General features: G+C 71.5%; 29 protein-coding genes. 17 read left to right on the top strand and 12 right to left on the bottom strand.

What is annotated here, in order from left to right; translation table 11 throughout:
• Positions 1–50: 50 nt before the first annotated feature.
• The gene (locus tag AV521_RS10070; protein ID WP_107480863.1) at positions 51–1,382 is read left to right on the top strand and encodes an aminotransferase class I/II-fold pyridoxal phosphate-dependent enzyme; all 1,332 of its coding nucleotides are present in this window, start codon (positions 51–53) and stop codon (positions 1,380–1,382) included.
• A 61-nt stretch (positions 1,383–1,443) separates the two neighbouring features.
• Here the strand turns inward: AV521_RS10070 and AV521_RS10065 are convergent, their stop codons facing one another.
• Positions 1,444–2,379 (bottom strand): DMT family transporter, encoded by a 936-nt coding sequence (locus AV521_RS10065; protein WP_256725488.1) that lies wholly within the window; start codon positions 2,377–2,379, stop codon positions 1,444–1,446.
• 74 nt (positions 2,380–2,453) lie between these two features.
• Here AV521_RS10065 and AV521_RS10060 point away from each other — a divergent pair, with 74 nt between their 5' ends.
• On the top strand, positions 2,454–3,356 hold the full coding sequence (locus AV521_RS10060; RefSeq protein ID WP_076086567.1) for a LysR family transcriptional regulator: 903 nt from the start codon (positions 2,454–2,456) through the stop codon (positions 3,354–3,356).
• 187 nt (positions 3,357–3,543) lie between these two features.
• Here the strand turns inward: AV521_RS10060 and AV521_RS10055 are convergent, their stop codons facing one another.
• Positions 3,544–4,014 carry a pyridoxamine 5'-phosphate oxidase family protein gene (locus tag AV521_RS10055; RefSeq protein ID WP_076086564.1) on the bottom strand — a complete coding sequence of 157 codons (471 nt, stop codon included), beginning with the start codon at positions 4,012–4,014 and terminating at the stop codon, positions 3,544–3,546.
• 162 nt (positions 4,015–4,176) lie between these two features.
• Here AV521_RS10055 and AV521_RS10050 point away from each other — a divergent pair, with 162 nt between their 5' ends.
• Positions 4,177–4,821, top strand: a complete 645-nt coding sequence (locus AV521_RS10050; protein ID WP_076086561.1) for a cysteine hydrolase — start codon at positions 4,177–4,179, stop codon at positions 4,819–4,821.
• 6 nt (positions 4,822–4,827) lie between these two features.
• Here the strand turns inward: AV521_RS10050 and AV521_RS10045 are convergent, their stop codons facing one another.
• Positions 4,828–5,358 carry a Rieske (2Fe-2S) protein gene (locus AV521_RS10045; protein ID WP_076086558.1) on the bottom strand — a complete coding sequence of 177 codons (531 nt, stop codon included), beginning with the start codon at positions 5,356–5,358 and terminating at the stop codon, positions 4,828–4,830.
• Between the two features lie 183 nt (positions 5,359–5,541).
• Between AV521_RS10045 and AV521_RS10040 the strand changes: the two genes are divergently transcribed.
• From AV521_RS10040 to AV521_RS10010, 7 genes are all read left to right on the top strand, one after another.
• The gene (locus AV521_RS10040; protein ID WP_076086555.1) at positions 5,542–6,306 is read left to right on the top strand and encodes a HipA family kinase; all 765 of its coding nucleotides are present in this window, start codon (positions 5,542–5,544) and stop codon (positions 6,304–6,306) included.
• Positions 6,303–6,752 (top strand): DUF3037 domain-containing protein, encoded by a 450-nt coding sequence (locus AV521_RS10035; RefSeq protein WP_076086552.1) that lies wholly within the window; start codon positions 6,303–6,305, stop codon positions 6,750–6,752. Before AV521_RS10040 ends, AV521_RS10035 begins: the two co-directional genes overlap by 4 nt.
• A gap of 148 nt (positions 6,753–6,900) precedes the next feature.
• The gene (fabG, locus tag AV521_RS10030; protein ID WP_023552328.1) at positions 6,901–7,662 is read left to right on the top strand and encodes a 3-oxoacyl-ACP reductase FabG; all 762 of its coding nucleotides are present in this window, start codon (positions 6,901–6,903) and stop codon (positions 7,660–7,662) included.
• An 11-nt stretch (positions 7,663–7,673) separates the two neighbouring features.
• Positions 7,674–8,444, top strand: coding sequence for an SDR family oxidoreductase (locus AV521_RS10025; RefSeq protein ID WP_076086549.1), 771 nt, complete (start codon positions 7,674–7,676; stop codon positions 8,442–8,444).
• Positions 8,445–8,632: 188 nt separating this feature from the next.
• Positions 8,633–10,213 (top strand): ABC transporter substrate-binding protein, encoded by a 1,581-nt coding sequence (locus tag AV521_RS10020; RefSeq protein WP_076086546.1) that lies wholly within the window; start codon positions 8,633–8,635, stop codon positions 10,211–10,213.
• Between the two features lie 97 nt (positions 10,214–10,310).
• Complete coding sequence (gene ung, locus AV521_RS10015; protein ID WP_076086543.1) at positions 10,311–10,994, top strand: uracil-DNA glycosylase; 684 nt, start codon at positions 10,311–10,313, stop codon at positions 10,992–10,994.
• Between the two features lie 187 nt (positions 10,995–11,181).
• Positions 11,182–11,661, top strand: coding sequence for a hypothetical protein (locus AV521_RS10010; protein ID WP_076086540.1), 480 nt, complete (start codon positions 11,182–11,184; stop codon positions 11,659–11,661).
• Positions 11,662–11,727: 66 nt separating this feature from the next.
• On the opposite strand, the gene AV521_RS10005 is transcribed toward AV521_RS10010, so the two are convergent.
• A complete protein-coding gene (locus AV521_RS10005) occupies positions 11,728–12,207 on the bottom strand; it encodes a hypothetical protein (RefSeq protein WP_076086537.1) in 480 nt (159 codons plus the stop codon).
• 157 nt (positions 12,208–12,364) lie between these two features.
• Positions 12,365–12,955, bottom strand: a complete 591-nt coding sequence (locus AV521_RS10000) for a TetR/AcrR family transcriptional regulator (protein WP_076086534.1) — start codon at positions 12,953–12,955, stop codon at positions 12,365–12,367.
• A gap of 102 nt (positions 12,956–13,057) precedes the next feature.
• Between AV521_RS10000 and AV521_RS09995 the strand changes: the two genes are divergently transcribed.
• Both AV521_RS09995 and AV521_RS09990 read left to right on the top strand, forming a co-directional pair.
• The gene (locus AV521_RS09995) at positions 13,058–14,230 is read left to right on the top strand and encodes an FAD-dependent monooxygenase (protein ID WP_076086531.1); all 1,173 of its coding nucleotides are present in this window, start codon (positions 13,058–13,060) and stop codon (positions 14,228–14,230) included.
• 10 nt (positions 14,231–14,240) lie between these two features.
• Positions 14,241–15,152: a Gfo/Idh/MocA family protein gene (locus AV521_RS09990; protein WP_076086528.1), complete on the top strand. Its 912-nt coding sequence runs from the start codon at positions 14,241–14,243 to the stop codon at positions 15,150–15,152.
• Here the strand turns inward: AV521_RS09990 and lnt are convergent.
• Both lnt and AV521_RS09980 read right to left on the bottom strand, forming a co-directional pair.
• The gene (gene lnt / locus AV521_RS09985; protein ID WP_076086526.1) at positions 15,070–16,635 is read right to left on the bottom strand and encodes an apolipoprotein N-acyltransferase; all 1,566 of its coding nucleotides are present in this window, start codon (positions 16,633–16,635) and stop codon (positions 15,070–15,072) included. The two genes, AV521_RS09990 and lnt, sit on opposite strands and share 83 nt — an antisense overlap.
• 75 nt (positions 16,636–16,710) lie before the next feature.
• Positions 16,711–17,187 (bottom strand): nuclear transport factor 2 family protein, encoded by a 477-nt coding sequence (locus tag AV521_RS09980; RefSeq protein ID WP_076086748.1) that lies wholly within the window; start codon positions 17,185–17,187, stop codon positions 16,711–16,713.
• Between the two features lie 110 nt (positions 17,188–17,297).
• Here AV521_RS09980 and AV521_RS09975 point away from each other — a divergent pair, with 110 nt between their 5' ends.
• The gene (locus AV521_RS09975) at positions 17,298–17,924 is read left to right on the top strand and encodes a DUF4291 domain-containing protein (protein WP_076086523.1); all 627 of its coding nucleotides are present in this window, start codon (positions 17,298–17,300) and stop codon (positions 17,922–17,924) included.
• 44 nt (positions 17,925–17,968) lie between these two features.
• Here the strand turns inward: AV521_RS09975 and AV521_RS09970 are convergent, their stop codons facing one another.
• The 3 genes from AV521_RS09970 to AV521_RS09960 all read right to left on the bottom strand — a co-directional run bounded on the left by AV521_RS09970 (position 17,969) and on the right by AV521_RS09960 (position 19,875).
• On the bottom strand, positions 17,969–18,148 hold the full coding sequence (locus AV521_RS09970; protein ID WP_076086520.1) for a hypothetical protein: 180 nt from the start codon (positions 18,146–18,148) through the stop codon (positions 17,969–17,971).
• A 235-nt stretch (positions 18,149–18,383) separates the two neighbouring features.
• Positions 18,384–19,259, bottom strand: coding sequence for an undecaprenyl-diphosphate phosphatase (locus tag AV521_RS09965; protein WP_076086517.1), 876 nt, complete (start codon positions 19,257–19,259; stop codon positions 18,384–18,386).
• A 139-nt stretch (positions 19,260–19,398) separates the two neighbouring features.
• The gene (locus AV521_RS09960) at positions 19,399–19,875 is read right to left on the bottom strand and encodes a helix-turn-helix domain-containing protein (protein WP_023552375.1); all 477 of its coding nucleotides are present in this window, start codon (positions 19,873–19,875) and stop codon (positions 19,399–19,401) included.
• A gap of 125 nt (positions 19,876–20,000) precedes the next feature.
• Between AV521_RS09960 and AV521_RS09955 the strand changes: the two genes are divergently transcribed.
• A complete protein-coding gene (locus AV521_RS09955; RefSeq protein WP_076086514.1) occupies positions 20,001–21,170 on the top strand; it encodes a thiolase family protein in 1,170 nt (389 codons plus the stop codon).
• Between the two features lie 13 nt (positions 21,171–21,183).
• Here the strand turns inward: AV521_RS09955 and AV521_RS09950 are convergent, their stop codons facing one another.
• The gene (locus AV521_RS09950; protein WP_076086511.1) at positions 21,184–21,957 is read right to left on the bottom strand and encodes a TVP38/TMEM64 family protein; all 774 of its coding nucleotides are present in this window, start codon (positions 21,955–21,957) and stop codon (positions 21,184–21,186) included.
• Positions 21,958–22,007: 50 nt separating this feature from the next.
• Positions 22,008–23,156: a glutathione-independent formaldehyde dehydrogenase gene (locus tag AV521_RS09945; protein ID WP_076086508.1), complete on the bottom strand. Its 1,149-nt coding sequence runs from the start codon at positions 23,154–23,156 to the stop codon at positions 22,008–22,010.
• A gap of 236 nt (positions 23,157–23,392) precedes the next feature.
• Here AV521_RS09945 and AV521_RS09940 point away from each other — a divergent pair, with 236 nt between their 5' ends.
• From AV521_RS09940 to tuf, 3 genes are all read left to right on the top strand, one after another.
• Positions 23,393–24,115: a DNA alkylation repair protein gene (locus tag AV521_RS09940; protein ID WP_076086505.1), complete on the top strand. Its 723-nt coding sequence runs from the start codon at positions 23,393–23,395 to the stop codon at positions 24,113–24,115.
• Between the two features lie 64 nt (positions 24,116–24,179).
• Complete coding sequence (locus AV521_RS50655; protein ID WP_256725495.1) at positions 24,180–24,305, top strand: hypothetical protein; 126 nt, start codon at positions 24,180–24,182, stop codon at positions 24,303–24,305.
• 99 nt (positions 24,306–24,404) lie between these two features.
• Complete coding sequence (gene tuf, locus AV521_RS09935) at positions 24,405–25,580, top strand: elongation factor Tu (RefSeq protein ID WP_076086502.1); 1,176 nt, start codon at positions 24,405–24,407, stop codon at positions 25,578–25,580.
• The last annotated feature ends 91 nt before the right edge of the window (positions 25,581–25,671 follow it).

Raw genomic sequence — 25,671 nt, 5'->3', positions numbered from 1 at the left:
GCGATCAGCAGCAGTGGCAATCCATTTTGCACTAGTGCATAATGTTCTTTGTGCTAGGAGAGTATCCCATCGAAGGGCGTGGCGCAGCGGAGATCGCGGCCAGCGTGGAGCGCGCGGTCGGTACCGGTGGGCTGGTGCCGGGCCAAACCCTGCCGCCCATGCGGGAGTTGGCGACCCGGCTGGGCGTGAATCCCAACACCGTCGCGGCCGCGTACCGCACCCTGCGCGAGCGCGGGGTGATCGAGACCGCCGGCCGTCGCGGCAGCCGGGTCCGGCACAAGCCGGCCACCACCGGGCGCGAGGAACTGCGCGTTGAGGTCCCGGCGGGCGGCCGTGACCTGGCCTCCGGCAATCCGGACCCGGCCCTCCTGCCCCGACTGGCCCCGGCCCTTGCCGCGGCGGCGAAGGAGGGCGACCGGCGGCCCGTCCGCTACGGCGACGACCCCGTCGACGCGGACCTCGCCCGCCTCGCCCGCGCCGAACTCGACGCCGACGGCGTCCCCGCGGGCCCGCTCACCGTGACGTCGGGCTCCCTCGACGCCATCGAGCGCGTCCTGTCCGCCCACCTCAGACCGGGCGACGCGGTCGCCGTCGAGGACCCCGGCTGGGGCAGCGTCCTCGACCTGGTCCCCGCGCTGGGGCTGCGCACACTCCCGGTGGGCCTGGACGACGACGGCCCGCGCGCCGACGACCTGCGCCGCGCCCTGGAGTCCGGCGCCCGCGCCTTCATCGTCACCGACCGCGCGCAGAACCCGACCGGCGCCTGTGTCACCGCCACACGCGCGCGTGCCCTGCGCGCGGTCCTGCGCGACCACCCGGGGACGCTGCTGATCGAGGACGACCACGGCCACGGCATCGTCGACCTCCCGCTGCACCCCCTCGCGGGCGGCACCCGCCACTGGGCCGTCGTCCGCTCCGCCTCCAAGGCCTACGGCCCCGACCTGCGCGTGGCCGTCGTGGCCGGCGACCCCGTCACCGTCGACCGGGTACGCGGCCGCCAGCGTCTGGGCCCCGGCTGGGTGAGCCTGCTGCTGCAGCGGGCCGTGGTCCGGCTGTGGACCCAGGGCGCGGTGGACCGGGTGGCGGTGGCCCGGGCGTACGCGGCCCGCAGGGACGCACTGGTCGACGCGCTGGCGGACCGCGGAGTCGCCGCCCACGGCCGCAGCGGCATGAACGTATGGGTGCCGGTCCCCGACGAGACCGGCGCGGTGGCCCGCCTCCTCCAAGCGGGCTGGGCGGTCGCCCCGGGCGCCCGCTACCGCCTGAACAGCCGGCAGGCGATCCGCATCACGATCTCGACGCTCACGGAGGAGGACATCACCCCCTTGGCGGAGGCGGTGTCAGCAGCGGTACGACCGTCTCCGGCCCGCGTCTACGGCTGACGGCGAGCCACGAAGGGGCGCGGGGCCGCACTCGCGAACGGCATTCCCCGCCCCCTCCCCGTCAGGCGCCCTTTCGCCGCACCTGAGTGAGCGCGGCCCCCGCCAGCACGATCAGCGCCCCCACCGGTGTGGTCCACCGCAACGACTCCCCGAGGATCGCGACGCCCGCTGCCGTGGCGATGACCGGGATGAAGTACGTGACCATCTGCGCGGTCGTCGGACCCACCTCGGCGACCAGCCCGTACTGGATCAGCACGGCCAACCCCGTACCCAGCGCCCCCAGCGCGGCGATCGCCAGCAGCGGAACGAGCGAGAAATGCGCGGGAAAGCTGGTGAACAACGGTGTCACAACGGCCAGTTGAAGCGTCGCCAGCAGCAACTGCGCCCCCGTCATCGACAGATGGGAGTTGCCCGTGCCCGCGAGCGTCCGCCGGACGTAGATCCAGCCCACCGGGTAGCTCAGCGAAGCCAGCAGGGCCATCGCCGTACCCGTGGCATCCAGCCCGTGGAACCCCTGCCAGGCTCCCAGCACGGTCAGCACACCCAAGAAGCCGAGACCGAGCCCGGCCACCCGGACCCTGGTCGGCCGGTCCTCGGACAGGGCGACCAGGGACAGCGCCATGCCCCACAGCGGCGACGTCGCGTTGCAGATCCCGGCCAGCGTGGACGGGATCGTCAGCTCGGAGTAGGCGAAGAGGGAGAACGGCAGGGCGTTGAGGAAGAACGCGGCGAGCGCCATACGGCCCCACAGCCGGGCCCCTCGCGGCAGCTTCTCCCGCTTGACCGCCATCGCCGCCGCCAGCACCGCCGTGCCGAACACCAGCCGCCCGAGGGTGACCTGGAAGGGCGCGTATCCTCCCGTTCCGACCTTGATCAGCAGGAAGCTGAAGCCCCAGATCAGGGACAGGACGCCGAAGCGGACCCGCCAGTCGAGGCGGACGCGGGGACGGTCGGGGGCGGGGGACTGGGTGCGGGGTGCGGTGACCGTGCTGCTCATGACCTCAACGATGCTGGAGACATTCTCGTAGCACAATCGAGATTTCTCGCCGAGTACCTCTTAGAATCTCTTATATGTTGAACCTGGAGCGCCTGCGCACCCTGGATGCCCTCGCCCGGCACGGCTCGGTCAGCGCGGCCGCGGACGCGCTGCACGTCACCACGTCCGCAGTCTCGCAGCAGCTGGGCAAGCTGGAGCGCGAGATCGGCCAGCAGCTCCTCGCCAAGAACGGCCGGGGGGTGCGGCTCACGGACGCCGGGCGGCTGCTGTCGGAGCACGCGGCACGCATCCTGTCCCAGGTCGAGCTCGCCGAGTCCGATCTGGAGGCGCACCGCGGTCAGGTCGTCGGCGAACTGCGGCTGTCGGCGTTTCCGACCGCCGCCCGCGGGCTCTTCCCGGCCGCGCTCGGCGCGCTGCGCGCCGAGCACCCCGCGCTTCGGGTGCGTTCCAGCGAGCTGGAGCCGGAGCAGGGCATCGCCGGTGTGGTCCGCGGCGACCTGGATCTCGCGGTGGTGCTGGACTGGTACAACAAGCCGATGCCCGTGCCCGACGGCCTGGTCAAGGCGCCCCTGCTGGACGATCCGGCCGAGGTCGCCATGCCGGTCGGGCACCGGCTCGCCGGCCGGGACGAGGTCGACCTCACCGAGTTCGCCGAGGACGAGTGGATCACCTGGGGCGAGGGCGAGTTCTGCCACGAGTGGCTGATGTTCACGCTGCGCTCCAAGGGCGTCGAGCCGATCGTCGGCCACCGCGCCGGTGAGACCCACACCCAACTCGGCCTGGTCGCCTCCGGGTTGGGTGTGTGCATCGCGCCACTGCTGGGCCGGCACCCGGTCCCGGACGGTGTGGTCCTCGTGCCGCTCACACAGCGGGTGCGCCGGCACGTCTACGTGATCTGGCGGGCCGACGCCGACCGCCGCCCCTCGATCCGCGCCGCGGTCGAGGCCCTGCGCGGCGCGGCGGGGAAGGTCGGCTGAGGGCCGCCGGACAGCCCCTGATGCCCGGCAGGCGACGTCCGCCCCGTCACGACGCCCGGCACGCCCTCTCGCCGCACCAGCCGGAAGCCCACGGACGCCCAGCCCCTCGGGTACGGCCTCCGGCCGGCACACCGAGAGTACGCACCGGACGCCGCTCCTTGACGGGCAGACGTTGCCTGCCGGGGCCCTAGGCTCCGCCCAGCTTCCGGAAGTCCCAGGAGACGATCCTCTCCGGGGTCAGCCGGACCCAGGCGTGCCGGCCGTCGTGCGGCATCTCGTCCAGGCCGAAGTTCTTGCGCGCGAACAGCGTCTCGGCCGTGTCGAGTTCGGCGCACAGCTCCCCGGTGCGCGGCGCCTCGCCCACGAACTCCACCCGGCCGAACAGCTCGGCCCCGAGCAACTGGTCGTACTCCTCGCCCGAGTCGATCACCACGGCCACCCGTGGATCGCGGCGCAACTGGGCCCAACGCCTGCTGCGCACCACCGAGTACAGCCACAACGAGGTGCCGTCCCAGGCGAACCACAGCGCGCTGACATGCGGAGCGCCGTCCGCCGAGACGGTCGCGACCCGGCAGGTGCGCTGACTGGTGAGGAACTCGTCCAGCTCGCCGGGCGTCATCATGATCTTCCGGCCCCGGCGCTGCTGAGTGACGGTCATGCGGCCCCCTCTTCTCCCACGTCGTGCCAGAGAACTATCGTGTCCTGGTGATCCTCTGACATCACGTCAGAAAAGAGAACGGGTCGTCTTGAAATGGCTCGCCCTCCAGGGGATCGTCGTTCATCGGGTCGTCTTCCGTCGGGTCGTCGTCAAGGGGGCGCCATGTCGTCGTACGAACAGCTCAGCGAACTCCTCGACCCGGTGAGCACCGTGCTGCTCACCGTGGAGTGCCAGCAGGGGGTCGTCGGCCCGGACAGCGCCCTGCCCGAACTCGCCCGCGAGGCCCGCTCCTCCGGTGCGCTGCGCAATGTGGCCCGGCTGGTCGCCGCCGCGCACGCGACCGGCGTCCAGGTCGTCCACGCGGTCGCCGAGCGCCGCCCGGACGGCCGGGGCGCGAGCCGCAACGCCCGGCTGTTCCGGGCCGCGGATCGGCTCCCCGTGCTGCAGCTGAGCGGCAGTACGGCGGTGCGCGTCGCGCCGCCGATCGAGGTCGCCGAGGAGGACTTCGTCGTACGCCGGCTGCACGGGCTGTCCCCGATCCATGGCACCGATGTCGACGCCCTGCTGCGCAACCTCGGCTGCCGCACACTGATCGTCACCGGTGTCTCCGCCAACGTGGCGATACCCAACGCGGTGTTCGACGCGGTCAACCTCGGCTATACGGCCGTCGTCCCGGCCGACGCCGTCGCGGGGGTGCCCGCCGACTACACCCCCGCGATGATCCGGCACACGCTCGCGCTGGTCGCCACGGTCGCGACCACCGACGAGGTGCTCGGCTGTCTCAAACGGCCGCGCAGGCGCGGCTGATGCGGCTCAGGCCAGCTTGATGTCCTCGCCGGAAACGGTGATCTTCTCGGCGGGCAGCGGCTGGGTCGCGGGCCCCTGCTTCACGCTGCCGTCAGCGACGGAGAAGTGGCTGTTGTGACACGGGCAGACGATCGCGCCGCCGGTCACGCTGCCCACCGCGCACCCCTGGTGCGTGCACTTGGCCGAGAACGCCTTGAACGTGCCCGCCGTCGGCTGGGTGACGACCACTCCGTGGTCCTTGAAGATCTTGCCGCCGCCCTCGGGGATGTCGGAGGTCTTGGCGAGCGCGGTGCCGCCGGCGGAACCGCCGCCGTTCTGCGCCGCTCCCGTGGAGCCGGTGCTGCCCGCGCCGGTGCCGCCCGTGCTTCCGGTGGAGCCGGCCGTACCGGAGGAACCGGACCCGGTGTTGACCTTGTCGGACGAGTTGTCGCTTGAGCCGCAGGCGGTCAGCGCGGCGGCGAGCCCCGCCGCTCCGGCCGCCGCCACGACGGTACGGCGGGCCGGTCCCGCAGCGTGCTGGGACGATGCGCTGGTCATGTGGGGTTCCCTTCCACGGAGCTTCTCCTGATCCGTCCAGGGGTACGGCGCCGGGCCGCGACCCGTTCAGACGGGCACCCAGATCCTGGCCGCCGGGGCATGAGGCGGCCGTAAGCCACAGCTGTCGGACTGCTGTCGGCCCATCCCGCCGGGCCGCCGGCCGTGCCCCAGTAACCTGGGGCGATGCTCAAGGAAGTCACCGCGACCCGCTACATCACGCCGCTGCGTGAGGGCGGCTCGCTGCCGGGGCTCGTCGAGGCCGACGACTTCGGGACCTACGTCATGAAGTTCACCGGCGCCGGACAGGGCCGCAAGACCCTGGTCGCCGAGGTGGTGTGCGGCGAACTCGCCCGCCGCCTCGGATTCCGGATGCCCCGGCTGGTCACCCTCCACCTGGACCCCGTCCTCGGACTCGGCGAGCCCGAGCAGCCGGTGCAGGACCTCCTGCGGTCCAGCGGCGGCACCAACCTCGGCATGGACTTCCTCTCCGGCGCCCTCGGCTACGATCCGCTCGCCTTCCCGGTGCGCTCCGAGGAGGCCGGCCGGATCGTCTGGTTCGACGCGCTGATCAACAATGTCGACCGCTCCTGGCGCAACCCCAACCTCCTGGTGCACCGCGGCGAGCTGTGGCTCATCGACCACGGCGCGACGATGATCTGGCACCACAACTGGCCCTCCGCCGAGGCCTCCGCGGCCCGCCCCTACGACGCCTCCGACCACGCCCTCGCCCGCTTCGCCCCGGACGTCACCGCCGCCGCGGCCGAGCTGGCACCGCGGGTCACCGAGGACCTGCTCACCGAGGTCACCGCCGAGATCCCGGACGCCTGGCTGACCGACGAGCCCGGCTTCGACACCCCGGACGACCTGCGCCGGGCCTATGCGCGGCCTCTGCTGGCCCGGGCGGCCGTCATCGCCGAGCGCATCACCGGCATCGAGGAGGGCAAGTGAGCGAGACCCACATCCACATGGCCGGACATGTGACCGAGCGCCACATCACCCGGGCGGGCCAGGGCGGCGACCGGGATGTGTTCGAGTACGCGCTGCTGCGGGTCGTACCGCGCATCGAGCGCGGCGAGTGCATCAACGCGGGCGTCGTCGTCTATTGCCGGGCCCAGGCCTACGTCGGCGCCCGCACCCATCTCGACGAGGCCCGGCTGCTCGCCCTCGATCCGGAGGCCGACGTGGCCGGGGTGCGGGCCGCGCTCGGTGCGATCGAGCGGCACTGCGCGGGCGGCGAGGAAGCCGGACAGGCGGCCCGGGACGACGCCGGACGGCGCTACCGCTGGGTGATCGCGCCCCGCTCCACCGTCGTCCAGCCCGGACCCGTGCACACCGGCCTGACCACCGATCCGGCGGCCGAAACGGAACGCCTGCTGGACCTCCTGGTGAGGTAATGGATCACACCCGCCCGGTGGGGCGTTGACACCGGGTGCCAGGGCTTCTAGCGTCTCGTGTGCTGAAGGTACTAAGCGGTCGCTCACCGCATCAGACGGGCTCTCTCAAGAGCCAGACAGGTTCTCTCAAGGGCGAGGAGAAGCAGCAATGTCCACCACTGAACAGCGGGTCGCGATCGTCACCGGCGCGGCGCGCGGCATCGGCGCCGCCACCGCCGTACGGCTGGCCGCCGAAGGCCGCGCGGTCGCCGTGATCGACTTGGACGAGGCCGCCTGCAAGGACACCGTCGAGAAGATCACCGCCGCCGGCGGCAAGGCGATCGCGGTCGGCGCCGACGTCTCCGACGAGGCCCAGGTCGAGGCCGCCGTCGCCCGGATCGCCGAGGAGCTGGGCGCCCCGACGATCCTGGTCAACAACGCGGGCGTGCTCCGTGACAACCTGCTGTTCAAGATGAGCGTCTCCGACTGGGACACCGTCATGAACGTCCATCTGCGCGGCTCGTTCCTGATGACCAAGGCCGTCCAGAAGCACATGGTCGACGCGGGCTTCGGCCGGATCGTCAACCTCTCCTCGTCCTCGGCGCTCGGCAACCGCGGCCAGGTCAACTACTCCGCCGCCAAGGCCGGCCTGCAGGGCTTCACCAAGACCCTCGCCATCGAGCTGGGCAAGTTCGGCATCACCGCCAACGCCGTCGCCCCGGGCTTCATCGCCACCGAGATGACCAAGGCCACCGCCGACCGCGTCAAGATGGACTTCGACGACTTCAAGAAGGCCGCCGCCACCCAGATCCCCGTGCAGCGCGTCGGCGAGCCCGAGGACATCGCCAACGCCATCGCCTTCTTCACCGGCGAGGCGGCCGGCTTCGTCTCCGGCCAGGTGCTGTACGTCGCCGGCGGACCGCTCAACTGAGGAACAGGTACATGACTTCCGCTGAACTCCCCGAGCTCTCGGGCAAGGCCGCCCTCGTCACGGGCGCCAGCCGCGGTATCGGCTACGGCATCGCCGAGGCGCTCGTCGCCCGTGGCGACCGCGTGTGCATCACCGGCCGCAACGAGGACGCCCTGAAGGAGGCCGTCGAGAAGCTCGGCTCGGACCGGGTCATCGGCGTCGCCGGCAAGGCGCACGACCTGGACCACCAGGCCGAGACCGTCGAGCGCACCATGCAGGCCTTCGGCCGCGTCGACTTCCTGATCAACAACGCGGGCACCAACCCGGTCTTCGGGCCGATCGCCGACCTCGATCTGAACGTCGCCCGCAAGGTCTTCGAGACGAACGTGATCTCCGCGCTCGGCTTCGCCCAGAAGACCTGGCACGCCTGGCAGAAGGACAACGGCGGCGCGATCGTCAACATCGCCTCGATCGCGGGCCTCGCGCCCTCGCCGTTCATCGGCGCCTACGGCGTCAGCAAGGCCGCGATGATCAACCTGACCCAGCAGCTGGCGCACGAGTTCGCGCCGAAGGTGCGGGTCAACGCGATCGCCCCGGCCGTCGTCAAGACCAAGTTCGCCCAGGCCCTGTACGAGAACCGGGAGGAGGAGGCGGCCGCCGCCTACCCGCTGGGCCGGCTCGGCGTGCCCTCCGACATCGGCGGGGCCGCGGCCTTCCTCACCTCCGGGCAGTCCGACTGGATCACCGGTCAGACGCTCGTCGTGGACGGCGGCGTCTTCCTGAACGCCGGCGTGGGAGCCTGAGCAACCTTCCGGGCGCCGATTTTCGGACGGATCGGCGCCCGGAACACCCCATTGGGTCCGCACAGCGGACTGACAACGTCGTCAAAGCGAAATCGATCAAGAAGTCCTGTTTCAGGGGGAGGTTCAGGCGCTCGAACGCTGCGGTATCGTCTGCCGACCCTTGGTATGGCAGATCGAGGAGCGTGCGCGTGTTCAACCGGAACCGATTCCTGCGGAGAGTCGCGGCGATCGCGTCCCTGTCCCTGGTGGCCACCGGCTGCGGTCTGCTGTCCAGCGGCGACGGCGGCGGCAAGGGACCGATCGTCGTGGGTACCACCAGCGCCCCCAGCACGCTCGACCCCGCCGGTGCCTGGGACGGCTCCTGGGAGCTGTACCGGAACATCTTCCAGACGCTGCTCGCCTACCCCAACGGCGCCACCACCCCCCAGCCCGACGCCGCCCAGAGCTGCTCCTTCACCGACTCCTCAAGCCGCACCTACCGCTGCTCACTCCGCCCGGGGCTGAAGTTCGCCGACGGCGACCCGCTGAACGCCCAGGCCGTCAAGTACTCCATCGACCGCATCCGCAAGATCGACGCCCCCGGCGGACCCGCAGGCCTGCTCGGCAGCCTGGACCGGGTGCAGGCGCTCGGCGACCGCGAGGTCGTCTTCCAGCTCAACCAGTCCGACGCCACCTTCCCGTTCGTGCTGGCCACCCCCGCCATGTCGATCGTCGACCCGAACGACTACCCGGCCGACTCCCTGCGCAAGGACGACCAGGTCTACGGCTCCGGACCGTACGAGCTGAAGTCCTACGACGAGGACAAGCAGGCCGTCCTCGTCGGCAACGGGAGCTACCAGGGCTTCGCCAAGCGGCAGAACGACGCGGTGACCATCCGCTACTTCCAGGACTCGGCCGGCATGGTCAAGGCGCTGCGCGACAAGCAGATCGACGTCACCTACCGCGGCCTCGCCGCCGACGACATCGTCGCCCTCCAGCAGCACGGCAACAGCAACCTGCAGCTCGTCGACGGCACCGGCACCGACATCAGCTACCTGGTGTTCAACCCCAAGGACCCCTGGGCCAAGCAGCCCGCCGTACGCAAGGCCGTCGCCCAGATCGTCGACCGGGGCGCCATCGCGCACAAGGTCTACAAGGACACCGTCGACCCGCTGTACTCGATGGTCCCCAAGGGCCTCACCGGACACACCACCGGCTTCTTCGACGACTACGGCGACCCGAGCGTGCCCAAGGCCCGCAAGATCCTCTCCGACGCGGGCATCCACCAGCCCGTCCCGCTCACCCTCTGGTACACCACCGACCGCTACGGCTCCGAGACGGCGCTGATGTTCCAGGAGCTGAAGCGGCAACTGGAGGCCTCCGGGCTGTTCACCGTCACGCTCGAAAGCCGCCCCTGGAAGACCTATGTGGTCGGCTACCAGAAGGGCGAGTACCCGGTGTTCGGCCGCGGCTGGTTCCCGGACTTCCCCGACGCGGACAACTTCATCGCCCCGTTCGTCGGCGACCACAACGCGCTCGGTACGCCCTACCCGTCCCCGGAGATCACCGACAAGCTGCTGCCGCACTCCCGCGCGGAGAGCGACCGCGCCCAGACGGTCAAGGACATGGAGCAGGCCCAGCAGATCCTCGTGAACGACGCGCGGCTGATCCCGCTGTGGCAGGGCCGGCAGTTCATCGCCGCCAGCGAGGACATCTCCGGCGGAGAGCAGGCCCTCGACCCGTCGACGATCATGACGATGTGGGCACTGCACCGCAAGACCAGCTGGTGAATCCGCCTCGGGCAGCGGTTGTCAGTGGTCGACTGTAGGTTCTGAATCCTGCAAGTGACCGCAGGCCGTAGTTGATTCACACTGTGAGGACGTTGACGTGACCGACATCGCCATGCTGCCCGAGTCCTGGCGCGGGGTTCTGGGCGACGAGCTGCAGCAGCCCTATTTCAAGGAGCTGACCGAGTTCGTCGAGGAGGAGCGGGCGAAGGGTCCCGTGTACCCGCCGCGCGAGGAGGTCTTCGCCGCGCTGGAGGCGACGCCGTACGACAAGGTCAAGGTCCTGGTCCTCGGCCAGGACCCGTACCACGGCGAGGGCCAGGGCCACGGCCTGTGCTTCTCGGTCCGCCCCGGCGTGAAGACCCCGCCCTCCCTGCGGAACATCTACAAGGAGATGAAGGAGGAGCTGGGCCTGCCCGTCCCGGACAACGGCTATCTGATGCCGTGGGCCGAGCAGGGCGTGCTGCTGCTGAACGCGGTGCTGACGGTCCGGGCCGGCGAGGCCAACTCGCACAAGGGCAAGGGCTGGGAGAAGTTCACCGACGCCGTGATCCGCGCGGTGGTCTCCCGACCGGATCCGGCGGTCTTCGTCCTCTGGGGCAACTACGCGCAGAAGAAGCTGCCGCTGATCGACGAGAAGCGGCACGCGGTGGTCAAGGGCGCGCACCCCTCCCCCCTCTCCGCGAAGAAGTTCTTCGGCTCCCACCCGTTCACCCAGATCAACGAGGCGATCGCCTCGCAGGGGCATGCCCCGATCGACTGGCGCGTCCCGGACTTGGGCTGAGGAGCGACAGGTGCGGTGGAGCGAGAGGCACGGCAGCCCCTGAGGGCGCGGGGAACTGCGCGACCAGCCACAACGGACCCGCAGCGGCCCACCGGCCGACACCGCGACGGCGCAGCCTGACCCGCAATCCCGACGCTGCCGATTACCGTCGGGAGCGGACAACCCGGCAAACCCCCGGAGGGAACCCGTGGCGGAGCAACAGGAGCAGGCGGCACCGGACGCCATGCTGACGCGGATCGGGCAGGTCGTGATGCTGCACCACGGCGGTGACCGCGAGGAGGCTCGCCGCCGCTTCCTCGACCTGTGGGTGGAGATCGGCGACGCCGGCAACCCGCTGCACCGCTGCACCCTGGCCCACTACCTGGCGGACACCCACGACGACCCGGAGGACGAACTCGCCTGGGATCTCCGGGCGTTGTCCGCGGCCGAGGAGCTGACCGACGGACCTGAGGGCCCCGGCGGCGACCCGCTGAGCATCCGGGGCTTCTTCCCCTCCCTGCACCTCAATCTGGCCGCGGACTACGTCAAACTGGGCCGCTCCGAGGCCGCCCGGAGCCACTTGCGCCGGGCCCGCCGGGCCGCCGGCGATCTGGCCGACGACGGCTATGGGGACGGGGTCAGGGCTGCGATCGGCCGACTGGAGCTGCGCCTGGGGGAGGCCGGCTAGGCGAGCGGCGCAGGCGCATATCGATCCGGCCCCGCGCCCTCGGGGGAGCTGCCCGGCCGGTGCCAGTCAGTGGCCGTACGTCTGGTCGCAGATCTGCGATTCGGGGCTGTCCTCCCGCCAGCCGCCGTACTGCCTGCCCAGGGCGCACACACCCGGGGCCTTCGGGGCCGGGTACGGCAGGGCCGGGGCGTCGGTGTGTGGCTGCCGGGGGATCTCGGGGTGGGTGCGCGGGTGTGGCCGTGGGGGAGCGGGTGGGGCGGCCGGTGGCCGGTGGGTGACCGGGGGTGCCTCGGTCGGGTGAAGTGGGGTGCTCGGTGCCGGGTGCTTCGGTTGCCGGGACGGGCCGGTCATCTCCAGGGCCTCCCGGGCCGGTGCCTGCACCACACGGGGCTCCGCGCTGCCGTCCGGCCGGGGCACCGTCGGCAGCGCGGGTGCCGGGCCAGGGGGCGGCGCGGGGGTCGCCGGGTGCTGTAGCGTCACACAGCCGGCGAGGGCCGAGACGGCCACGGTGACCAGGAGCGCTGCGGTGGTCGTCGTTCGATGCACCCGCGCAACTCTGCTGGGTCGGCCCCCGGCTTGGCAGCAGTGAGCCGACGGTGACGCCCCCGCACGGGTGATCTCGTGCCCCGTACGGGGCTTTTCGCTGTATCGAGGGTGACGTTCGGCCGCCGCTGCCGCTGTCGGTCCACGGGGCCGTCGTCGTTCACCGGGCCAGCATGCCGGCCAGCAACTCCCGCAGGCCCGCCCGCACTTCCGCCAGGCCCGGCGCCTCGGCGCTGAACGAACCCGCCGCGCACGAGAACATCAACCCGTCGGCCCAGGCGACCAGGGACAGCACATGCCGGGCCGGGTCGGGCGAGCCCACGGCGGTGAGCAGGGTGGCCAGCTGTTCCTTGAAGACGGCACCGGTCCGGTCGTAGAAGGCGCGCAGCTCGGGGCGGCGGGTGGCCTCCAGGGCGAGTTCGTAGCGGGCGATCAGCAGCTCGCGGCCCTCGGTCAGGGAGCGGTGCACGGCGAGGGCCAGCCCATCGGCCAGCGCGTCGGGGCCGGCGCTCGGATCCTGCAGCTCCGTCAGCTCCAGCACCCGTGCCTCACGTTCGGCATGCCGCCGTACCGCGAGTTCCAGCAGTGCCTGCCGGGTGCGGGCCACGTTCGAGGTCGAGCCGAGCGGCAGCCCGGCCGCCTCGTCCACGGCGCGGTGCGTCAGTCCGCGCATCCCGCGCTCGGCGAGCAGGGCCAGGGCGGCGTCGGCGACGAGATCGGCACGGGAGGCGCTGGGGCTGCGTACGGACATGAGCCGACCCTACCTGCGTCACTACGACCGTAGTGCGGGCACTACGGCTGTAGTAGAGTCGGGGACACTACAGCCGTAGTCCACGGGGATCCGGGAGGAGCCATGCCACAGCCGGCGCGCGCGATCGTCATCGGCGGCGGAATCGGAGGCCTGACCGCTGCGGCGGCCCTGCACGGCAGAGGCCGGGACGTGACCGTGCTGGAGCGGGCCCCCTCCCTGGAACCGGTCGGCGCCGCCATCTCCCTCGCCCCGAACGCCCTGCGCGCCCTGGACGTGCTCGGCATCGGTGACGAGATCCGCGACCTCGCCGCCTGGGAGGGGGACGGCGGGCTGCGCACTCCGGGCGGGCGCTGGCTCTCCCGCTCCAGCGCCGAGGCGGCCGCCGCCCGCTTCGGCGAGCCGCTCGTCCTCCTGCCCCGCGCCACCCTGGTCGACCGGCTCGCCGCCCTGCTCCCGCCCGGCACCGTCCGCACCGCGGCCGCCGCCACCCTCGCCGACCCCGGGGACAGCCGGCGGCCCGCCCGGGTGAGTGTCGGCGGGCAGGAGCTGGAGGCCCAACTGGTGGTCGGCGCGGACGGCATCAACTCCCGTGTCCGCAGGGCTCTTTTCCCGCTCCACCCCGGCCCGGTGTACGCGGGGTTCACCACCTGGCGGGTGCTGGTCCCGGTGCCCGGCGCGGAGTTCGCCTCGCACGAGACCTGGGGTCGGGGCCGGATCTGGGGCACGCACCCGCTCAAGGACGGCCGTGTCTACGCCTACGCGGCCGCCATGACCCCGGCGGGCGAGCGGGCGCCGGACGACGAGAAGGCCGAACTTCTGCGCCGGTTCGGCGACTGGCACGACCCTGTCCCGGCCGTTCTCGCCGCCGCCCGCCCCGAGGACGTCCTCCGGCACGACGTCCACCACATCGCCACGCCCCTGCCGGCCCACCACCTGGGCCGGGTCGCCCTGATCGGGGACGCCGCCCACGCGATGCCGCCGACCCTCGGCCAGGGCGGCAACCAGGCCATCGAGGACGCCATCGTGCTCGCACACCGCGACGACCTGGCCGCGTACACCGCCGCCCGCCTCCCGCGCACCACCGCGATCGCCCGCCGGGCCGTCAGGGTCGCCCGCCTGAACATGGCCGGCAACCCCGCCGCCGTCGCCGTACGCGACATCGCCGTCGCGGCCCTGTCGAAGGCCGGACCCGCGCTCTTCCTGCGCGGCTTCGACGGCATCGCCGACTGGCGGCCCCCGTATGCTGCCGGGGAGACAACTGCCGGAAGGCCGTAGGGGAGAGCACGTGAAGGTCGGCTGTATCGGACTCGGGGACATCGCGCAGAAGGCATACCTGCCGGTGCTGGGCGCTCAGCCGGGGATCGACCTGCATCTGCAGACCCGTACGCCCGCCACCCTCGACCGGGTCGCGGACACCCTGCACCTGCCCGCCGACCAGCGGCACACCACACTCGACTCCCTGCTCGCGGCGGGCCTCGACGCGGCCTTCGTGCACGCGCCGACCGCCGTCCACCCCGAGATCGTCACCCGGCTGCTCCAGGCGGGCGTCCCCACGTACGTGGACAAGCCGCTCGCCTACCAACTCGCCGACTCCGAACGGCTGGTGAGCCTCGCCGAGGAGCGCGGGGTCTCCCTCTTCGTCGGCTTCAACCGCCGGTACGCCCCCGGGTACGCGCAGTGCCTGGAGCATCCGCGCGAGCTGATCCTCATGCAGAAGAACCGGATCGGGCTGCCCGAGGATCCGCGCTCGATGATCCTGGACGACTTCATCCATGTCGTCGACACCCTGCGGTTCCTGGTGCCAGGACCGGTCGACGACGTCACCGTCCGCGCCCGTGTCGCGGACGGACTTCTGCACCACGTGGTGCTCCAGCTCGCCGGCGACGGATTCACCGCGCTCGGCGTGATGAACCGGCTCAGCGGGTCCACGGAGGAGATCCTGGAGGTCTCCGGGCAGGACACCAAGCGTCAGGTGCTCAACCTCGCCGACGTGATCGACCACAAGGGCCAGCCGACCGTGCGCCGCCGCGGCGACTGGGTGCCGGTGGCCCGGCAGCGCGGCATCGAGCAGGCGGTCCTCGCCTTCCTCGACGCCGTGCGCGCCGGGAAGGTGCTCAGTGCCCGGGACGCGCTGGCGACTCATGAACTGTGCGAGCGGGTGGTACGAGCGGTTCAGGACCGCTGCGCCGCAGCCTGAGTGTCCGCAGGCCCTCCGTGGCGCACAGCGCGGCCAGCACCAGCAGGGCGCCCTGCACCGGCCAGTCGCCGTAGCGGACGTACGGCGTGATGCCGTGCGCGAGCGGTACGTCGTACACGCGGGCGGTGCTCGCGTCGGTGCCGAGCCACGGCCCGAGCCGCTGCCCGCCCGGCCCGTACACGGCCGAGACACCGGTGAGCGTCGCGTGCACCATCGGGCGGCCGGTCTCGGCGGCTCGCAGCGCGGCCAGCGAGGCGTGCTGCTCCGGCGCCCAGCTGCCCTGGAAGGTGGACGTGGCGGACTGGCCGAGGAGGACATCGGCGCCGTCCTCCGCCAGATGCCGGCTCATGTCCGGGAACGCGGTCTCGAAGCAGATCAGCGGGCCGATCCGCAGCCCGTGCCCGACGTTCATCACCACCTGTTCGGTGCCCCGTCTGCGGTCCTCGCCCGCGGCCTTGCCGACCGAGGTGGCCCAGCCGAGCAGCGAGCGGGCGGGTATGTACTCGCCGAAGGGCACGAGCCGCATCTTGTCGTACCGGAAGCCGGTGAGGCCGTTCGGGCCGACCAGCACCGAGCTTTTGTAGATGCCGGGCCGGTCGGAGCGGCGGGCGTCCACGTTCACCAGCACATCGGCGCCGGTCGCGCGGGACAGCGCGGCGATCCTCCGGGTCAGACCGGGACGGTCGCCCAGGTCGAAGCCGACGCTGGACTCGCCCCACACGACCAGGTCGACGTGCTGCCCGACGAGCTGTCGGGTCAGCTGCTCCTCGCGATCGAACCGCCTCAGGCCGCCGTCCATGATCCCCGGCTGTACGACGGCGATCCGGACCCTCCCGTCCACCTCAGGGCGCGGCGCCCAGGCCCACGCGGCCGAGGTCGCGGCGGCCGTGGCGACCAGCGAGGCCACGGCCGGTATACGCGCCTCACGCACGGAGATCACTACGGCCGCCGCCACGTTCACGGCCACGATCAGGAAGCTGAGCAGCCACACCCCGCCGACCGAGGCAAGCCGCAGCGCCGGCGACACCTGCCACTGGCTGGCGCCCAGCATGCCCCACGGCCCGCCGAGCCCCTGCCAGGACCGCACCAGCTCCACCATCAGCCAGGCCGACGGCAGCACCAGCAGCGCGACCGCGCCCCGGCCCGGCGACGGCTGCTCGCCGAGGTAGCGGCGCACCAGCCAGCCCCAGGGCGCCCAGAGCGCGCCCAGCAGGGCGGCGATCAGGAAGATGAACACGTGCAGGCTGGGCAGCAGCCAGTGGTGCACGGCCAGCAGGAAGCCGAAGCCGCCGCTCCAGCCGTCGTACGCGGCCCGCCGGCCGGTCGGTGCCGAGCGGGCCAGCAGGATCCAGGGGACGAGGGCGACGTACGCGAACCACCACAGGGAGGGGGCGGGGAACGCGAGCACGGGCAGGGCACCGGCGAGGGCGGCGATCCCGGAGCGGCGCCAGGGGGAGGTGAGCCAGTGGTTGATCGTCCTCATGTGGACCCACCCTCCCTACCGAGCGCTGATTCCAGTGTGCGCGTTGGGAGCGATCTCCTCCAGGGTGCCTGGACCCTAGGGGGTGGCAGCTCCCTCGGCTGAAAGGCTGCGCCATTTTTCCTTCACGACCACCTCTCGCAGCCGCCAGCCCTCCCGTGTCCTCAGCAGCGCGAAGTCATAGCGGCCGCCGCACACCAGGTCCGGGGCCGTGGGGCCGTTGCCGGTCGCGAAGCGCATCGGGTTGAGGTAGTCGGCCCGTACCGATGCCGTGTCGCCGGTGTCGTGGTCCAGGATGCCGAAGCGGACCCGGCGGTTGACGATCAGGTGCTGGCGCATGGCGAACAGGGCGAGGCTCTCGGCGAGCCAATCGGCGATCTGCCCGGCATCGCCCTCCATGCCGCCGGCCGAACGGTAGTCGGCCCGTCCGTCCGCCGTGAACAGCCTTCGGTACGCCGTCCAGTCGCCGTCGTCCACCGCCACCGCGTACGCGGTGATCAGATCGTCCACGGCCAGCCGGTCCAGCACGGTCGCCAGCTCCGTACGCTGCGTCATCGGCACAGTGTTGGGCATGGCGGGCGCGGAGCCAAGAGGCGCGGAGGGATATTCGGTCGTGCGGGGATATTCGGTGGTGCGGGGCATGGCCGAGAGCCGACTCTGTCCCCATGAACGATCATTTCCGTGAGCCCCGATCCGCCGAGCCCGAACCGAAGTTCCGCATCCGGGCCCGGTACACGGACGCCACGGTCACCGTCTACCAGGCCTACCGCCCGGAGACAGGCCGCCCGGCGGCCCGCACCGGACGCTTTCCGTCCTCCTGGAAGCGGGACCGGATGACCTGGATCAAGCCGTCCTTCCTGTGGATGATGTACCGCTGCGGCTGGGGCACCAAGGAGGGTCAGGAGACCGTCCTCGCCGTCGAGATCGAGCGCGCCGGCTTCGAGTGGGCCCTGCGCCACGCCTGTCTGTCGCACCACGTCCCGGACCTGCACGGGGACCAGGCCTCCTGGAAGCGGCAGTTGAGGGAGGCTCCGGCGCGTGTCCAGTGGGATCCCGAGCGCGATCTGCACCACAACGCACTGCCGCACCGGTCGTTGCAGCTCGGCCTCGCCGGGGAGGCGGCGGCCCGGTACGCCGACGAGTGGATCGTGGGCATCGAGGACGTGACCCCGCTGGCAACCGAGGTCCACGCGCTGGTGCGGTCCGGTGAACCGGAGCGCGCGAGCGGGCTGTTGCCCGTGGAGCGGCCTTATCCGATCGGAGACCAGGTGCTCGCGCATCTGCGGGCGTAGCCTCCGGACCCGGGGCGTCCGGTCTTCGTGCGGCCCGGCAGAGGTCAGGCCGCCTCGATCACCGCGCTGCGGATCGCCGCGGCCCACTCGACCACCAACAGCTCGTACTCCGCGCGTTCCTGGGCCGACAGGGTGCCGCCCGCACGCAGCCACAGCGCCCGGATCTGCTCGTTCACCTCGGCGGCAGACCGCACGGAACCAGAGGGCAGGGAATCGGGGGACATGTGGACAGCGTAGGGCCAAGCACTGACACTGCGCTACCGCCCGGCTACAGCTTAGGTATGGGGTTGGTCACCGCCGTCGGCGCCCGCGTGGGCAGTCGATCCAGGCCACCGGGCATATTCCGCCCGGGCGGAGTCCGCACAGTGCGCGGGAGTTGTCCGAAACAGCGGCGGTGGGCAGGAGCCGGGCGGCGAACTCGTCGTAGGTGTCGGGGAGTTCAGGGCTGTTGCCGTGCGCTCAGTTCGCCGGTTCCGCCGCGTGGGGGCTCAGGACGTCCGCCGAGACCAGGGCGATGATGACGATGCCGAGGGCCACGCGGTACCAGACGAACGGCATGAAGCTCTTGTGGGAGATCCACTTCATGAACCACGCGATGACCGCGTATCCCGAGGCGAACGCGATGGCCGTCGCGAACAGGGTCGGCCCCCAGGCCACATGGCCCTCGCTCACCGAGTCCTTCACCTCGAACGCGCCCGAGGCGAGCACCGCCGGGATGGCCAGCAGGAAGGAGTAGCGGGCCGCGGCCTCCCGCCTGTAGCCCATGAACAGGCCGCCGCTGATGGTCGCACCCGAGCGGGAGACGCCGGGGACGAGTGCGCAGGCCTGGCACAGCCCGTAGATCAGGCCGTCTCTGACGCCCAGGTTCTCCAGCGTCTTGCGCTGCTTGGGCGCGCGGTGCCGGCCGCCGGTCTCGTCGCGGGCCGCAAGGCGGTCGGCGACGCCGATGACCAGGCCGACGACGATGAGCATGGTGGCGGTGACCCGCAGATCGCGGAACGGCCCCTCGATCTGGTCCTTCAGCGTCACACCCAGCACCCCGATCGGGATCGAGCCGACGATCACCAGCCAGCCCGTCCGGGCGTCTTGGTCCCGTCGCACCGCCTTGTCGAAGAGCGAGCGGAACCAGGCCGAGAGGATCCGGCCGATGTCCCGGCGGAAGTAGATCAGCACCGCGGTCTCCGTGCCGATCTGCGTGATCGCCGTGAAGGCCGCTCCGGGGTCCTCCCAGCCCGAGAACGCCGCGGTCAGCCGCAGATGCGCGCTGGAGGAGACGGGCAGGAACTCCGTCAGCCCCTGGACGAGTCCGAGGACGAGGGATGCGAACCAAGACATGAAGGCAGGACGTCCAGTGCTGTCGGGTAAAGAGGTGTTCAAATGCCGAGGGCAGAGTAGCGGGCGGAGGTGACAGCGGGGAAACGGGGGCCGGGCCGGGTTCGGCGGTGTCCTTTGACTGGGTCCCCTCGGCGGAGCGTTAGGCGGCCGGGCCCTTGATCGTCCAGCCCGGGGCCTGCGGGTGGGCCGTGAGGTCCTCGTGCCGTACCTCGTCGCCGCAGGCCTGGCAGGTGACGACCGGGACCAGTTCGTGGCCGCAGCTGTGCTCGACGGCCATGGGCAGGCCGGCGCCCTTGCGGATGTGGCGGTCGCCCCATTCCTTCAGCGTCATCAGGACCGGCTCCAGTTCCAGGCCCGCCTGGGTGGCCCGGTACTCGAAGCGCTGAGGGCGCTCGCTGTAGACGCGCTTGGTGAGGATCCCGGCGTCCACGAGCCGGCGCAGCCGCGTGGCCAGGATGTCGCGCGGGGCGCCGATGTTGCGTACGAGCTGGTCGAAGCGGCCGTTGCCCAGGCACACCTCACGCAGGACGAGCAGGGAGTACTTCTCGCCGACCAGCGCGAGGGCGTCGGCGATCGAGCAGGGGCGCGGGTCTTGCGCGGACTTCCTTGCGGCCATGCAGGCCAGTCTAAAGGAGGGTTTGATTTTCCAACTCGACGAGTTATCGTGAGTTCGGATTTCCTACTCACTGGTAGCTGCCGTAGCCCGCTACGGACAGCCAGGCGGCCAAGGAGGCCCGCGCCATGCGCGACGCAGTGATCGTCGAAGCCGTACGCACCCCCGTCGGCAAGGGCAAGCCGAACGGCTCCCTCGCCCACGTCCACCCCGTGCAGCTGCTCGCTCACACCCTGCGCACCCTGGTCGAGCGCTCCGGCGTCGACCCCGTGCTGATCGACGACGTCATCGGCGGCACCGTCGACCAGGTGGGCGAGCAGGCCATGAACACCACCCGGTACGCCGTCCTCGCCGCCGGCTTCCCCGAGACGGTCCCGGCGACCACCGTGGACCGCCAGTGCGGCTCCTCCCAGCAGGCCGTGCACTTCGCCGCGCAGGGCGTGATCTCCGGCGCCTACGACCTCGTGATCGCCTGCGGTGTGGAGTCGATGAGCCGGGTGCCGATGTGGTCCAACGTGCCCGCCGGCAAGGACCCGTTCGGGCCCGGCGTCGCCGAGCGCTACCCCGAGGGCCTGGTCCCGCAGGGGATCAGTGCCGAGCTGATCGCCGCCAAGTGGTCCCTCACGCGTGCGCGGATGGACGAGTTCGCCGTCTCCTCGCACCACAAGGCCGCCGCGGCGTGGCAGGCCGGGCTCTTCGACGCCGAGGTCGCCCCGCTGGACGGCGTCGCCCGCGACGAGAGCGTCCGCCCCGACAGCACCCCGGAGATCCTCGCCGGTCTCAAGCCGGCCTACTACGACCCCGGCTTTGGCGAACGCTTCCCGCAGATCGAGTGGAACGTCACCGCGGGCAATGCGAGCCCCGTCAACGACGGCGCATCCGCCGTGCTGATCACCTCCAGCGAGACCGCGGCCCGCCTGGGCCTGCGTCCGCTCGCCCGGCTGCACAGCTTCGCCGTCACCGGCTCCGACCCGCTGCTGATGCTCACCGGCGTCATCCCGGCGACGGAGAAGGTGCTGCACAAGGCCGGTCTGAGCCTGGCCGACATCGACCTCTTCGAGGTCAACGAGGCCTTCGCCAGCGTGGTCCTCGCCTGGCAGCAGGAGACCGGCGCCGACCTCACCAGGGTCAACGTGCACGGTGGAGCCATCGCCCTCGGCCATCCGCTCGGCGCCAGCGGCACCCGGCTCACCACCACCCTGGTCCACGCGATGCGGAGTCGTGGCGCTCGCTTCGGCCTGCAGACCATGTGCGAGGCGGGTGGACTGGCCAACGCGATGATCCTCGAAGGCGTCTGATCCCTGTCGGTTGCTACCGGCCGCGCAGGTGGTGCCGCTTGCGCCAGGCCACCACCGAGCCCAGCAGCGCCGGTACGGCGATGCCGGCCATCGCGATCAGGAAGGCAGGGGACGTCGGCGCCGAGGCGCGGGCGCCGGCGACCGCGTAGGCCGCGGTGTTCGGCACCGACCCCACGGCCGTGGCCAGCAGGAACGGCCACCAGCGCATCCGGGACACGGCCGCGCAGTAGTTCGCCGCCCAGAACGGCACGCCGGGAAAGAGCCGGGCCGCCAGCATGGACCGGAACCCGTGCCGGCTCAGCTGCCCGTCGGCCGCCTTCAGCCAGCGGCCCCGCAGCAGCGGGCGCAGCGCGTCCTGCCCGAGCACCCGGCCGAGCCCGAACGCCACGCCCGCCCCGAGCACCGTGCCCGCCAGCGAGGCCGCGAGCCCCACCTGCGAGCCGAACAGCGCGCCCGCGGCCAGGTTGAGCAGGGGCCGCGGCACGAACGCCACCGTGCACAGCCCGTACGCCACCGCGAACACCACGGCCGCCGCGGCCCCGCCGAGCTGCGGCGGCCAGCCGTGGGTCAGCAGCCGCTGCGGCTCGAAGACCAGCACGCCCGCGGCGGCACCGGCCAGCAGGGCGAGCAGCAGCGAGAGCCGGGCGTAGGGGGACCGCACCGCGCGCGTGCAGCGGGCGGCGAACCCCGCGCCGGACAGGGGTGACGCGGGTACGGCGCACTCCGTGGCGGCGACCCGGGGAGAGGCCGTGACGGTGCCCCCAGAGCGGGTGGTGGCATCGAGCATCCGGTGACACTAACCCACGCACACCGGTGATCGCCGCCAAGGGTGTCACGTCACGCGGCGAGCGCGTGCCCGGGGTGCAGGACGACCTTGGTGTAGCCCTCGATCCGCTTGTCGAACTTCTCGTACGCCAGCGGTGCCTGGTCCAGCGGCAGCTCGTGGGAGACCACGAAACTGGGCTTGGCCCGCCCGGCGATGATCAGGTCGCGCAGCTGGCGGTTGTACCGCTTGACGTTGCACTGACCTGTGCCCATCTGCTGGCCCTTCTCGAACATCCGGCCGATGGAGACCAGCAGTTGGCCGTGCTTGGCGTGCTCGTCGGGACCGCCCGGGTCAGAGGGCACGTACAGACCCGGTACGCCCAGCATGCCCGTCGGCCGTACCGTCTCGACCAGTTCGTTGAGGACGATGGCGGGTTCCTCGTGGCTGGCGTCGTGCGCCTGGGCCTGGTAGCCGACCGCGTCGACGCCCTTGTCGGTGCCCTCACCTCCGGTCTGTTCCTTGATCTGCGCCGCGGGGTCGCCCTTGGTGAAGTCGATCGGGATGGCTCCGATCTCCGCGGCCTTGGCGAGCCGCTCGGGCACCCGGTCGACGGAGAAGACCTTCGCGGCACCGCGCAGCAGCGCGGAGTAGGCGGCCATCAGACCCACCGGGCCGGCGCCGTAGACGGCCACGCTCTCACCGGGGGACACCTGGGCGAGTTCGCACCCGTGGTAGCCCGTCGGGAAGATGTCGGCCAGCAGCACGAAGTCGGTCTCGAAGTCGGTCGCAGGCAGCTTCAAGCAGTTGAAGTCGGCGAACGGCACCCGCAGCAGCTCGGCCTGGCCGCCCGTGTACGGGCCCATCGCCACATAGCCGTAGGCCCCGCCGGCGAATCCGGGATTGACCGTCAGACAGAACCCGGTCTTTTCCGCGAGGCAGTTCTTGCAGAATCCGCAGGCCACGTTGAAAGGCATCACGACGCGGTCACCCTTGGCCAAGGAGGTCACGCCGCTGCCGACCTCCTCGACGATGCCGAGGTTCTCGTGTCCGAAGACGATGCCCGACTCGGCCGCGGTGCGGCCCTCGTACATGTGCAGGTCCGAGCCGCATATGGCGGTCGACGTGACGCGTACGAGCACGTCGTTGGGGTGCTGGATCCGAGGATCCTGGACATCCTTCACGACCACACTGAAAGGCTCTTCGTAGACAACGGCTTTCACCTGTGTCACCTCCGTGTCCAGCGTTGGACGACGGCGGCACGGAGGGGCCGCTGCGGAGGGGACGCACGCGAAGGCGCGGGCCCTCGGACTGTGCCGTGGCCCCATGCGCCCGCATCACCGCCGGTACTTCCAGGGAACGCCCGTACGGAAGGGGTTGCAAGCCCCGTCGGGCGGTGGTGGCGCGCCGTGGCGGGCACCCGGTTTGCGAACGTATATTCGACGTCATGGTTCGTCCCATGACCGTCCCCGGCGCGACCCCGCCGGACGTGCCGCGCAGTGCGCTCGCCGACACCGTGCTGGAACGGCTGACGGCCGTGTTCCCACCCGCCGCCGACCCCGGGCGGGCCGGTGCGATGCGGGCGTACATGAAGGACGTGGCGCCCTTCCTCGGCATTCCCACCCCGCAGCGCCGCGCCCTGTCCCGCACCGTCCTCGCGGGCACACCCCGCCCCGACGAGGCCGACTGCACCGCGATCGCGCTGCGCTGCTGGGCGCTGCCCGAGCGTGAGTACCACTACTTCGCGGTGGACCTTCTGCGCAGGCACGCGGCCCGCTGCTCCTCCGGCTTCCTGCCGGTGGCCCGGCACCTCGTGACGACCGTCCCCTGGTGGGACACCGTCGATCTGCTCGCCGCGCACGTGGTCGGCCGCCTGGTCGCCGCCGACCCCGGGCTCACCGCCGACATGGACTCCTGGATCGGCGACGGAAACCTGTGGGTGGCTCGCACGGCCCTGCTCCATCAGCTGCCGTACAAGGAACACACCGACCCCGAGCGGCTGTTCGCCTACTGCCTGCTCCAGTCCGGGCACCCCGACTTCTTCATCCGCAAGGCGATCGGCTGGGCGCTGCGCGAGTACGCGAAGACCGACCCCGAGGCCGTACGGGCCTTCCTGGCGCGGGAGCGGGGCCGGTTCGCCCCGCTGACCGTGCGGGAGGCGCTGAAGAACATCGGCGCCTGAATCCGGCCCCGGTCGCCTACCGCGGCCCAACTCGCGTACCGCGAAAAATCATTCGACGCCGGACATGCCCTGGGTGATGATCGACGGCATGTTCCGGTACGCCTTCCTCCTCGCAGCATCCGCCGTCGCGGATGCGCCGAAGGCTGCCGTCCCGCTCCTCGTGGCCGCCGTCGACGGCGCCCGAAGCTGACCCTCTCCGGAACGTCCGGCGGACCCCGCAGGGGGAGGGTCGGCCAGTCCTCGGGGTCCCGCGTTTCCTTCCACGGCTGAGAGGCTTCGAGGTACAGCCATGTCCAAAACGGCCTACGTGCGCACCAAGCCGCACCTGAACATCGGCACCATGGGTCACGTCGACCACGGCAAGACCACCCTGACCGCCGCCATCACCAAGGTCCTCGCCGAGCGCGGCACCGGCACCTTCGTGCCGTTCGACCGCATCGACCGGGCCCCGGAGGAGGCCGCCCGCGGCATCACCATCAACATCGCGCACGTCGAGTACGAGACCGACACCCGGCACTACGCCCACGTGGACATGCCGGGCCACGCCGACTACGTCAAGAACATGGTCACCGGAGCCGCGCAGCTGGATGGGGCGATCCTCGTCGTCTCCGCGCTCGACGGGATCATGCCGCAGACCGCCGAACACGTGCTGCTCGCCCGGCAGGTGGGCGTCGACCACATCGTCGTCGCGCTCAACAAGGCCGACGGCACGGACGACGAGGAACTCATCGACCTCGTCGAGCTGGAGGTCCGCGACCTGCTCACCGCCCAGGGCTACCCCGGCGACTCCGTACCGGTCGTACGGGTCTCGGGCCTCAGGGCGCTGGCGGGCGACCCGCGCTGGACGGCGTCCATCGAGGCACTGCTCGACGCGGTGGACACATATGTGCCGATGCCCGAGCGGTACCTGGACGCGCCGTTCCTGTTGCCCGTCGAGAACGTGCTCACCATCACCGGGCGGGGGACCGTCGTCACCGGGGCCGTCGAGCGTGGCACGGTTCGGGTCGGCGACCGGGTCGAGGTGCTCGGCGCGGGGGTCGCGACGGTCGTCACCGGCGTCGAGACCTTCGGCAAGCCGATGGAGGAGGCGCAGGCCGGGGACAACGTGGCGCTGCTGCTGCGGGGCGTACCGAGGGACGCGGTCCGCCGCGGGCATGTCGTGGCCGCGCCCGGCAGCGTGGTGCCGCGTCGGCGGTTCACCGCGCAGGTGTACGTGCTCTCCGCGCGGGAGGGTGGTCGTACGACACCGGTCGCGACCGGGTATCGGCCGCAGTTCTACATCCGTACGGCGGATGTGGTGGGGGACGTCGACCTCGGTTCGGTGGGTGTGGCCCGGCCCGGAGAGACCGTGGAGATGAGTGTCGAGCTGGGACGGGAGGTCCCGTTGGAGCCCGGTCTGGGGTTCGCCATCCGTGAGGGCGGGCGGACCGTGGGTGCGGGAACCGTGGTTTCCGTCGGTTCGTAGGGGCTGAGGTGCGTGGGGGTCTGCGGGCGCGTCGTGGCTGGTCGCGCCCACGCGGCGGAAGCCGCACAACGATGCAGCCCCACGCCCCTCC

It is taken from the genome of Streptomyces sp. IMTB 2501 (assembly GCF_001953885.1).
Lineage (GTDB): Bacteria > Actinomycetota > Actinomycetes > Streptomycetales > Streptomycetaceae > Streptomyces.
The sequence above is the reverse complement of the archived record's forward strand: the minus strand, read 5'-3'. Positions and strand labels throughout refer to the sequence as shown.